This window comes from Pseudomonas sp. 2VD (genome assembly GCF_005503585.1).
GTDB classification, from domain to species: Bacteria; Pseudomonadota; Gammaproteobacteria; order Pseudomonadales; family Pseudomonadaceae; genus Pseudomonas; species Pseudomonas aeruginosa.
Window position 1 is genome coordinate 1 of the sequence record NZ_SCND01000253.1, and the last position, 9109, is coordinate 9109.

General features: G+C 65.0%; 9 protein-coding genes. 3 read left to right on the forward strand and 6 right to left on the reverse strand.

The features are described from left to right. Both FFS27_RS22800 and FFS27_RS22805 read right to left on the reverse strand, forming a co-directional pair. A partial coding sequence (locus FFS27_RS22800) for a hypothetical protein (protein WP_137952221.1) occupies positions 1–236 on the reverse strand: 236 nt, incomplete at its 3' end. 2 nt (positions 237–238) lie between these two features. Next, positions 239–2944, reverse strand: a complete 2706-nt coding sequence (locus tag FFS27_RS22805; protein ID WP_003120314.1) for a LuxR C-terminal-related transcriptional regulator — start codon at positions 2942–2944, stop codon at positions 239–241. A 164-nt stretch (positions 2945–3108) separates the two neighbouring features. Between FFS27_RS22805 and pabB the strand changes: the two genes are divergently transcribed. Next, positions 3109–4470 (forward strand): aminodeoxychorismate synthase component I, encoded by a 1362-nt coding sequence (gene pabB, locus FFS27_RS22810; RefSeq protein ID WP_003140013.1) that lies wholly within the window; start codon positions 3109–3111, stop codon positions 4468–4470. 42 nt (positions 4471–4512) lie between these two features. Here pabB and thrH read toward each other — a convergent pair whose 3' ends face one another. After that, entirely contained in the window at positions 4513–5130 is a 618-nt protein-coding gene (thrH, locus tag FFS27_RS22815; RefSeq protein WP_003140014.1) for a bifunctional phosphoserine phosphatase/homoserine phosphotransferase ThrH, read from the reverse strand. Between the two features lie 134 nt (positions 5131–5264). On the opposite strand from thrH, the gene FFS27_RS22820 reads away from it, so the two are divergent. After that, positions 5265–6068 (forward strand): phosphoadenylyl-sulfate reductase, encoded by an 804-nt coding sequence (locus FFS27_RS22820; protein WP_003120317.1) that lies wholly within the window; start codon positions 5265–5267, stop codon positions 6066–6068. 64 nt (positions 6069–6132) lie between these two features. Further along, the gene (locus tag FFS27_RS22825; protein WP_003140016.1) at positions 6133–6480 is read left to right on the forward strand and encodes a hypothetical protein; all 348 of its coding nucleotides are present in this window, start codon (positions 6133–6135) and stop codon (positions 6478–6480) included. 56 nt (positions 6481–6536) lie between these two features. On the opposite strand, the gene cysB is transcribed toward FFS27_RS22825, so the two are convergent. The 3 genes from cysB to FFS27_RS22840 form a co-directional block, all read right to left on the reverse strand. Next, positions 6537–7511, reverse strand: coding sequence for an HTH-type transcriptional regulator CysB (gene cysB / locus FFS27_RS22830; RefSeq protein ID WP_003087775.1), 975 nt, complete (start codon positions 7509–7511; stop codon positions 6537–6539). Between the two features lie 131 nt (positions 7512–7642). Next, complete coding sequence (locus FFS27_RS22835; protein ID WP_003087770.1) at positions 7643–8140, reverse strand: universal stress protein; 498 nt, start codon at positions 8138–8140, stop codon at positions 7643–7645. Positions 8141–8302: 162 nt separating this feature from the next. Beyond that, positions 8303–9109: putative 2-dehydropantoate 2-reductase (locus tag FFS27_RS22840; protein ID WP_137952222.1), on the reverse strand; the 807-nt coding region annotated here is incomplete at its 5' end.

Sequence of the window (9109 nt, forward strand, 5' to 3'; positions counted from 1 at the left end):
AACCATGCCACCGCCGCGCCCTGCTCCAGCAGGCGCAGGCGCAACTGGCAGAGGATGGTGCTCTTGCCGAAGCCGGCCGGCGCGCTGAGCACCATCGCGCGTCGCCCGCGGGCCTCGTACAGGCGGTCGATCAGCGCCTGGCGGGGCAGCAGCGGCAGCCCTCCGGCGCCTGGCGGGAACAGCTTGGTCTGCAACAGCGGGATGGTGCTGGCGGGAACCCCGTCGCGATGGCCCATGGTCAGAGCAGGCTCAGCTCGCGGGCTCGCCGGATCGCCTGGGTGCGATTGCGCACCTTGAGCTTTTCGTAGATGTTGTGCAGATGCCATTTGACGGTCCCCAGGGCCAGCGACAGGCGCTGGCCGATTTCTTCGTTGGATAGGCCCTGTGCGGCCAGGCAGACCACTTCGCGCTCGCGCTCCGTCAGGCCTTCCTCGAGCGCATCCTGGGGCTTGCGCACGCCCTGCCCGGGCCAGATGCCGAGCAGGCCGCGAATGAAGGTCTGTAGCGCCGGCTGGCGCTCGGTGGATTCGAGTTGCTGGAGCAACTGGCGAATGCCGTCGCCTTCCTCGATGAAGAGGCTGCGCACCCCTTCCCGTTCGGCATTGATCAGGCATTCGCCGAGCAGGCTGTTGGCCCGTTCCTGGTAGCCCAGGCGCTGATAGCTGAGCGCCGCCAGGATATCCAGGCGCAGGCGCTGCAGGCCGTGCCAACCGGGCTGCAAGGTGCCGCGCAACTGAGTGATCTCGTGCAGCGCCTCGCTGAAATGTCCTCGCCCCTGCAACAGGCGCACGCGGCTCACGCCCAGCGACCAGTTGACCGGGTTGAAGGCCATGTTGCGGTAGTGTGCGGCCATCTTGTTCCAGTCCACGCTCTTCAACCGCTGCTCGGCGCGCTTCAGGCGGTCGGGGCCGCTGTCCTGGAGGATCAGGTTGATCTCTTCGGCCATGGCCTGGGCGAAGAAGCGCCACGACTGATTGCGCGAGGCCAGGGCCTGCATCGCCGCCAGGCTGGCCAGCGCCTCCTTCGGCCGTCCCAGCAGGCGCTGGGTGCGCGCCAGGCAGATCTGTCCCTGGGCATAGAAATCGATCGGATTGATCACATCCACATGCCCGAGCGCCCAGCCCAGGCGCTCTTCCAGCCCGTCCAGCTCGATCCTGTAGTAGGCGGTCAGGGCCTCGGTGATGGTCGGCAGCGCCAGCGCGCTCCTGGACTTCTCGAACAGCGGCCGGGCGCGCTGGCGGAGCCGCTCGATGAGCAGTTGCGCCTGTTTCACCTGGCCCTGCTCGAGTGCGAGGATCACCTCGACGTTGGCCAGTTGCATGTCCAGGTAGCGCCCTTCGAGGAAATGATTGCGCTGCTGCGCCAGTCCCAGCAGGCGCCGCGCCTGGTCGCCCTGGCCACGGACCACCTGGGCCAGCGCGGCGGTGATCAACACCGCCACTTCGAGGAAGGCAGCGTTCTGCCCGAGCTGGACCTCGACCCGGCGAGCCAGGGCGATGCACAGTTCCAGATCGTCCTTCTGCAACGCCACCACCGCCTTCACCGCCAGCGCGGAGAGGTACTGGTCGCCCATCGGCCCATCGCCGCGGCTCTCCCCCCAGCGCGCCAGCAGTTCGTCGATGATCCGGTTGGCCTCGCCCAGGCTGAGGTCGCTGGCCCGCGACCAGACATCGGTAAGGACCAGGATCGGATAGCGCTCGGCGATTTCGTCCGGCACATGCTTGCGCCAACGGTAGATCAGGCTGAGCTGGCCGCGGTTGATCAGCTCCAGTCCGCATCCGTCGACCAGCGCGGCGATCATCTCCGGGTCTTCCGCCGCACAGGCATGCTCGATGGCGAACGTCGGCATGTGGTGGTTGGTGAACCACAGGCTGGCGTTGAAATGCAGTTGCTTGAAACGGTCCGGATCGGAGTCGCGCAGGCGGTTGCGGAGGAAGTCGGCGAACAGCAGGTGGAAGCGATACCACTGGCGTTCGCGATCCAGCGGCAGGAGGAACAACTGCATGGACTCCAGGCGCTCCAGCAGCGCCTGGCCGTCCTGGCGCCCGGTCAGGGCGTTGGCCAGGTCGCCGCTCAATTGGCTGGCAACGCCAAGGGCCAGCAGCGCTTCCTGCAGGTCGCCAGGCAAGCGTTCGAAGACCGCCGCCAGCAGATAGGCGCTGACCGCCTGCTTGTCGCCGTCGAGCAGGGCCATTTCCTGCACCTGCGGTTGCTGGCGCAGCCACAGGCTGACGAGATGCACGCCCACCACCCAGCCTTCGGTCTGGCCATAGAGCGCCTTCAGGCAGGGCTCGTCCAGATAGAGACCGCTGCGCTCGAGGTATTCGCGGGTTTCCTCGAAGCCGAGGCGCAGCTCCTCGAGGCCGATTTCCAGCAACAGCCCCTTGGCCCGCCAGGTAGCCAGGCTCAGCGCCGGCTGCGAACGCGTGCCCAGGGCCAGGACCAGCCCGGGCGGTGCGTACTGCACCAGGCGGTTGAGGCCGGTGAAGATGTCCGGGTTGCTAACCAGGTGCAGGTCGTCCAGTACCAGCAGCAACGGCCGCGCATAGCGATCGAGATCGCCGAGCAGGCTTTCGATCACCGCCACCACCGGGACCCGCATGGTGTTCTGCAGGTAGGTCTGGGCGTCGTCGCCAAGCTGCGGCACGGCTTCGCCCAGCGCCTCGATGAGCTGCCGGCAGAAACGGGCGGGGTCGTCGTCTTCTTCGGCCAGCGACAGCCAGGCCACCGCCTGGTCTGCTACAGTGCGCTCCCTGGCCAGGGCGGCGAGCGCGCAGGTCTTGCCGAAGCCGGCAGGTGCGGAAAACATCAGAACGCGTGAATGGGGATTGCGATCCAGCAGGTTGCGGATCGCGGGGCGAAGAGAATATTCGGCTGGCACCTGAGGCGGCACTATTCTGGAGCGCGAAAGGCTGCCGGCTGCTGGATCCTGTACTGCATCCACGGCCTGTATCCCTGTGTCATTATCATTGTGGTACGGAGCCAAATCTCCGTGGGATATTTCCATAATTAGCAGATCACCCTTCTTACGTAAACTGAAGAAATGGCTCTAGGATCGACGATTCCGGCGAACTAGAATTCCTGACTGTCCCACTACCCCCACTTTCCATGCCCAGTTGTCATGTTCACCCCCTGCCCTACCATAGCGACCCAAGCTGTCTCTTTGCCATCATCCATGAGGCGCCCGGTGCGGTGATGCTCGACTCGGGTCGCCCCATCGCTACCCGTGGACGCTATGACCTTATGAGCGCCTGGCCATTGGCAGAACTGGCGCCGCTGCCCGACGAATCGGCCAACCGCTTCTTCGCTCGCCTACGCGAAGCGGCCGGAAGCCTGGGCCCCGCGCAGCTGCCAGCGCCGTACGAACTGCCCTTCGCCGGCGGTCTGCTGGGCTATTTATCCTACGACCTGGGTCGGCGCATCGAGCGCATCGGCGAACACGCCCGCGATGACCTGGGCCTGCCGCTGGCCTCCGTCGGCCTGTATGCCTGGGCGCTGATCAGCGACCACCAGGCCGGCACCAGCCAACTGGTATTCCACCCGCGATTGGACGAGCGCGAACGCCAGCGCCTGATCGCCCTGTTCAGCGAGGAAACGCAAGGCACGGCCGGCAACTTCAAGCTTCTGGGAAAATTCCGACGGAGCATCAGCGCATCCGACTATCGGCAGGCGATCCGCCGCATCCAGGACTACATCCAGGCAGGCGACTGCTACCAGGTGAACTATAGCCAGCGCTTCCAGGCCGCTTGCAGCGGCTCGCCGTGGCCGGCCTATCGCGCCCTGCGCGAGGCCTGCCCGACGCCGTTCTCCGGCTACCTGCGACTGGCCGACGGCGCGATCCTCAGCCTGTCGCCGGAGCGCTTCCTCAAGCTCGGCAAGGGCAAGGTGGAAACCCGGCCGATCAAGGGCACCCGCCCGCGCGGCAAGACCCCCGAGGAGGACATGGCGCTGGCGGCGTCGCTGCTGGCCAGCCCCAAGGACCGCGCGGAAAACCTGATGATCGTCGACCTGCTGCGCAACGACATCGGACGCAGTTGCCAACCTGGCAGCGTACGGGTACCGGAGCTGTTCGCCCTGGAAAGCTATCCCAACGTGCATCACCTGGTGAGCAGCGTCACCGGCGAACTGGCGCCGGGCAAGGACGCCCTCGACCTGCTGGAAGGCAGCTTCCCCGGCGGCTCGATCACCGGCGCGCCGAAGATTCGCGCCATGCAGATCATCGACGAGCTGGAACCGAGCCGACGCGGCATCTACTGCGGCAGCCTGTTCTACCTCGACGTGCGCGGCGAGATGGACAGCTCGATCGCCATCCGCACCCTGCTGGTCAGGGACGGCCAGGTCAGTTGCTGGGGCGGCGGCGGCATCGTCGCCGACTCGCACTGGGAGGACGAGTATCAGGAAACCCTGGACAAGGTCCGGGTGCTGCTGGAAACCCTGGAAGGAATGGCCGGGACAGCGTCCCCGGAATAGAAAAGAGCCCGCGTTCCGCGGGCTCTTTCATCGGCGGCGCAGCTACAGGCTCAGCGAACGGCTGGAAGCCTTGAGGAACTCGCGCTTGAGGTCTTCGTAGGTATGCACCGCGGGGAACTGGGGAAACTCGCGGATCACGTTTTCCGGGGCATGGAACAGGATGCCGGCGTGGGCCTCGGAAAGCATGGTGGTGTCGTTGTAGGAGTCGCCTGCGGCGATCACCCGGTAGTAGAGGCTCTTGAAGGCGATCACCGACTGCCGCTTGGGATCCTTCTGGCGCAATCGATAGCCGACCACCCGGTCGCTGTCGTCGATCTCCAGCTTGTGGCACAACAGGGTCGGGAAGCCCAGCTGGCGCATCAGCGGCTGGGAGAACTCGTAGAAGGTGTCGGAGAGGATCACCACCTGGAAGCGCTCGCGCAGCCAGTCGACGAATTCCACCGCCCCCTCCAGCGGCTTCAGGGTGGCGATCACCTCCTGGATATCGCCCAGCTTCAGGCCATGTTCGTCGAGGATGCGCAGGCGCTGCTTCATCAGCACGTCGTAGTCCGGAATGTCCCGGGTGGTCGCCTTCAAGGCGTCGATACCGGTTTTTTCCGCGAACGCGATCCAGATTTCCGGAACCAGCACGCCTTCCAGGTCAAGACAGGCAATTTCCACAGGACTCTCCTCGAAATTCTCTGAACGATGGGGTGACGACGGACGCGGCACTCTAGCCCCTCGCCGAGGGCAAGGCAACGCCGGCTTATTCCTGGAATCAAGGTCGACAGGGGTAAATGGTTATTTAGGGCCATATGCCGCCCTTTGCTACCATTCCCGCCACAGAGCGCAACAGCGCCGCCCAGCACCAGGACCCCAGCCCGATGAGCCAGCCTTTCGACCTTCCCGCCCTCGCTTCCAGCCTTGCCGACAAATCCCCCCAGGACATCCTGAAAGCCGCCTTCGAGCACTTCGGCGACGAGCTGTGGATCTCCTTCAGCGGCGCCGAGGACGTCGTCCTGGTAGACATGGCCTGGAAGCTCAACCGCAACGTGAAGGTGTTCAGCCTCGACACCGGTCGCCTGCACCCGGAAACCTATCGTTTCATCGACCAGGTCCGCGAACACTACGGCATCGCCATCGACGTGCTTTCCCCCGACCCGCGCCTGCTCGAACCCCTGGTGAAGGAAAAGGGCCTGTTCAGCTTCTACCGGGACGGCCACGGCGAGTGCTGCGGCATCCGCAAGATCGAACCGCTCAAGCGCAAGCTCGCCGGCGTGCGCGCCTGGGCCACCGGCCAACGCCGCGACCAGAGCCCCGGCACGCGCAGCCAGGTGGCGGTGCTGGAAATCGACGGTGCCTTTTCCACGCCAGAAAAGCCGCTGTACAAGTTCAACCCGCTGTCGTCCATGACCAGCGAGGAAGTCTGGGGCTATATCCGCATGCTCGAACTGCCCTACAACAGCCTGCACGAACGCGGCTATATCAGCATCGGCTGCGAACCCTGCACCCGTCCGGTGCTGCCCAACCAGCACGAGCGCGAGGGCCGCTGGTGGTGGGAGGAAGCCACCCACAAGGAGTGCGGGCTGCACGCCGGCAACCTGATCAGCAAGGCCTGAAACCGTCGATAGAGCGTATGCAATCGGGGTAAAGTGCGGGTCGAACCCCGAGCGGAGACCCAGCATGCGCATCACCATGGTCAAGAAAGTCCTCGCCACCGGCGAGGACTGCCGCAAGTGCAAGGAAGTCCGGCAACGCCTGGAACAAGGCGGCTACCTGCCGCGCATCCATCGCACCCTGGTGGCCGACGAACGCGACCCGAACAGCGCAGGCTGGATGGTCGCCGCCCAATATGGCGTAGAGACCGCGCCGTTCTTCGTGGTTCGCCACGACGACGGGCGCGAACAGGTCTACACCGTGTTCATGAGCTTCCTCCATGAAGTCCTCGAACCGCGAGCCGAGCAGGCCGCGGACGCTGATCGTGAAGCGCTGGCCAGGCTGGCCGGACGCGACAATCTCGACATGCTCTGAGGGCCAGCCATGAAAAAGCCCGGCACCAGGCCGGGCTTTTTCATGGGCCGAGGCGATCAATAGACCGGCAGTTCGATGCCGTCGAACAACTCGTCCAGCTCGGCCTTGTTGTGGCATTGCACGGCCTTGGCCAGCAGCTCGCGGGTCAGGTGCGGAGCGAATTTCTCGATGAAGTCGCACATGAAGCCGCGCAGGAAGGTGCCGCGGCGGAAGCCGATCTTGGTCACGCTGGACTCGAACAGGTGGCTGGCGTCGAGGATCACCAGGTCGTTGTCGAGCTTCGGATCGACCGCCATGTGCGCCACGATGCCGACCCCCAGGCCCAACCGCACGTAGGTCTTGATCACGTCGGCATCGGCCGCGGTGAATACCACCTTGGGCACCAGGCCGCGCTGGCTGAAGGCTTCGTCGAGCTTGGAACGGCCAGTGAAGCCGAACACGTAGGTGACGATCGGCTGCTCGGCCAGGGCTTCCAGGGTCAGTTTCGGCAGCTTGGTCAGCGGATGCCCGTGGGGCACGATGACGCAGCGATTCCAGCGGTAGCAGGGCATCATGATCAGGTCGCCGAACAACTCCAGCGCCTCGGTGGCGATGGCGAAGTCGACGGTGCCGTCGGCCGCCATTTCGGCGATCTGCATCGGCGTGCCCTGGTGCATGTGCAGGGAGACGTCCGGGTACTGCTTGATGAAGCCGCTGATCACGTTGGGCAGCGCATAGCGCGCCTGGGTGTGGGTAGTGGCGATGGACAGCGTGCCCTTCTTCTCGTTGGAGAATTCCTGGGCGATCTGCTTGATGCTCTCGACCTTGCGCAGGATCTCGCCGGCGGTATGGATGATCCGCTCCCCCGCCGGCGTCACCCGGGTCAGGTGCTTGCCGCTGCGAGCGAACACCTCGACGCCCAGTTCGTCCTCCAGCAGGCGGATCTGCTTGCTGATGCCCGGCTGCGAAGTATAGAGGCTCTGCGCCGTGGCGGAGACGTTGAGGTCGTGGTGCGCAACCTCCCAGATATAGCGCAATTGCTGAAGCTTCATGGAGATTCCTCGAAAAGGTTGTCGCGACCGGCGATCAAGAACCGAAGGTATATAACCATATTAATGGTTTGAGGAATAAAATTAGACGTTTTTTTTGATTTTGCACGCTTTTTCACCAGCCGACCGCTGGCCTACAGGTCGCGACTACGGTGCTGCAACATCGGCACCAGGTACACCGGTACCTCCGCCAGTTGCACCAGACGCGCGGCAGTCCGGCCCAGCGGCGTATCGAGCTGGGTGCCGTGGCTATGGCTGCCGGCGACGATCAGGTCCACGGCCAGCTTTTCCGCCTCATCGAGGATCATCTGCGGCGGGTCGCCCTGCACCACCCGCACGCTCTTGACCAGCGCCGCATCCTGGGGCAACTCGCCGAGTTCATCGCGAAACCCTTCCAGGACCCGCTTCTCGATGCTTTCCATGACGTTGTCCAGCCCTTGCGCCCGCAGGTCCTGGAGACGCTCGGTGTCAAGGTAGGTCTGCAGGACCGACTCGGCGAACAGCCCGAGGGGCTCCACCACATGGACGACATAGAGCTCGGCGTTGTAGGCGCGGGTCAGCGACAGGGCGTGTTGCAGGACATAGGGAGCATAGAGCCCCAGATCGGTGGCATAGAGAATCGAACGAATCATGCGGCCTCCTCGACAGCCTGCGCGGCGGGCCTCATTAGCAGATTAGCAGCAAGCATCCATTCTCCTAGCGTTCCCTGCTGTTTCGGGCTTTTTCCGGCCCGTTGGGGTAAATCCCTTTTCTCCCTGCGAGCGCGGCGCCGGCTGGTCGCCGCGCTCGGCCCTTCAGCGCGGTTGCGCTTCGAGGAAGCGCAACGCCTGGTGCAGCGCCTCGACCCTGGGCATCCGGTAGCCCGCAGCAGCAGCGCGGGCCAGGGGCGCGGCATAGATCGCCGCCAGCTCCAGTGGCCGCCCATGGGCGAAGTCGTGGTACATGCTCGGCCGATAGTCGGGCATCCGCTCGGTCGCCGCCAACAGTTGGTCCGCATAGCCCTCAGGCAGGATGAAGCCGCAGGCGCCGGCAGCACCGATGACTTCCTCCATGATCGCCTCGATCAGCGACCGACTGTCCGCGTTGGCCATCAGCGGCGCGGTGCTGCTCTTCAGCAATACCGACAGCCCGTTGTAGGGGATGTTCCAGACCAGCTTCTGCCAGCGCGCCTGCTCCAGGTCGGGCATCGCCGTGGACTCCAGCCCGGACTCGCGGAACAGCGCGGCACCCTCCTCGACGATCTCGCGCCGGCGGCGCTCGTCGGCCGGTCCGGAATGATAGCCGAGATTCACTCCGCCGTAGGCCTGGTGCTCGATCACGCCCGGTTCGCCGCGATGCACACAGATGAAGCAGAGGCCGCCCAGCAGATGCAGGCTTTCCGGCAGCAGCGGCCGCAGCCGCTCCTCCACGCCCAGACCGTTCTGCAGCAGCAGAACCTTGGCACCCGGCGCCGCCGCTGCGCGGATCAGGGGTGCCAGTTCGTCATTGCCGGTGGTCTTAGCGCCCACCAGCAACCAGTCGCAGGGCGGCATGTCCTGCGCCGAATGGTAGGCCTGGACCGGCGCCAGGCGCCGGTCCAGGCCTACCATTCGGCGCAGGAC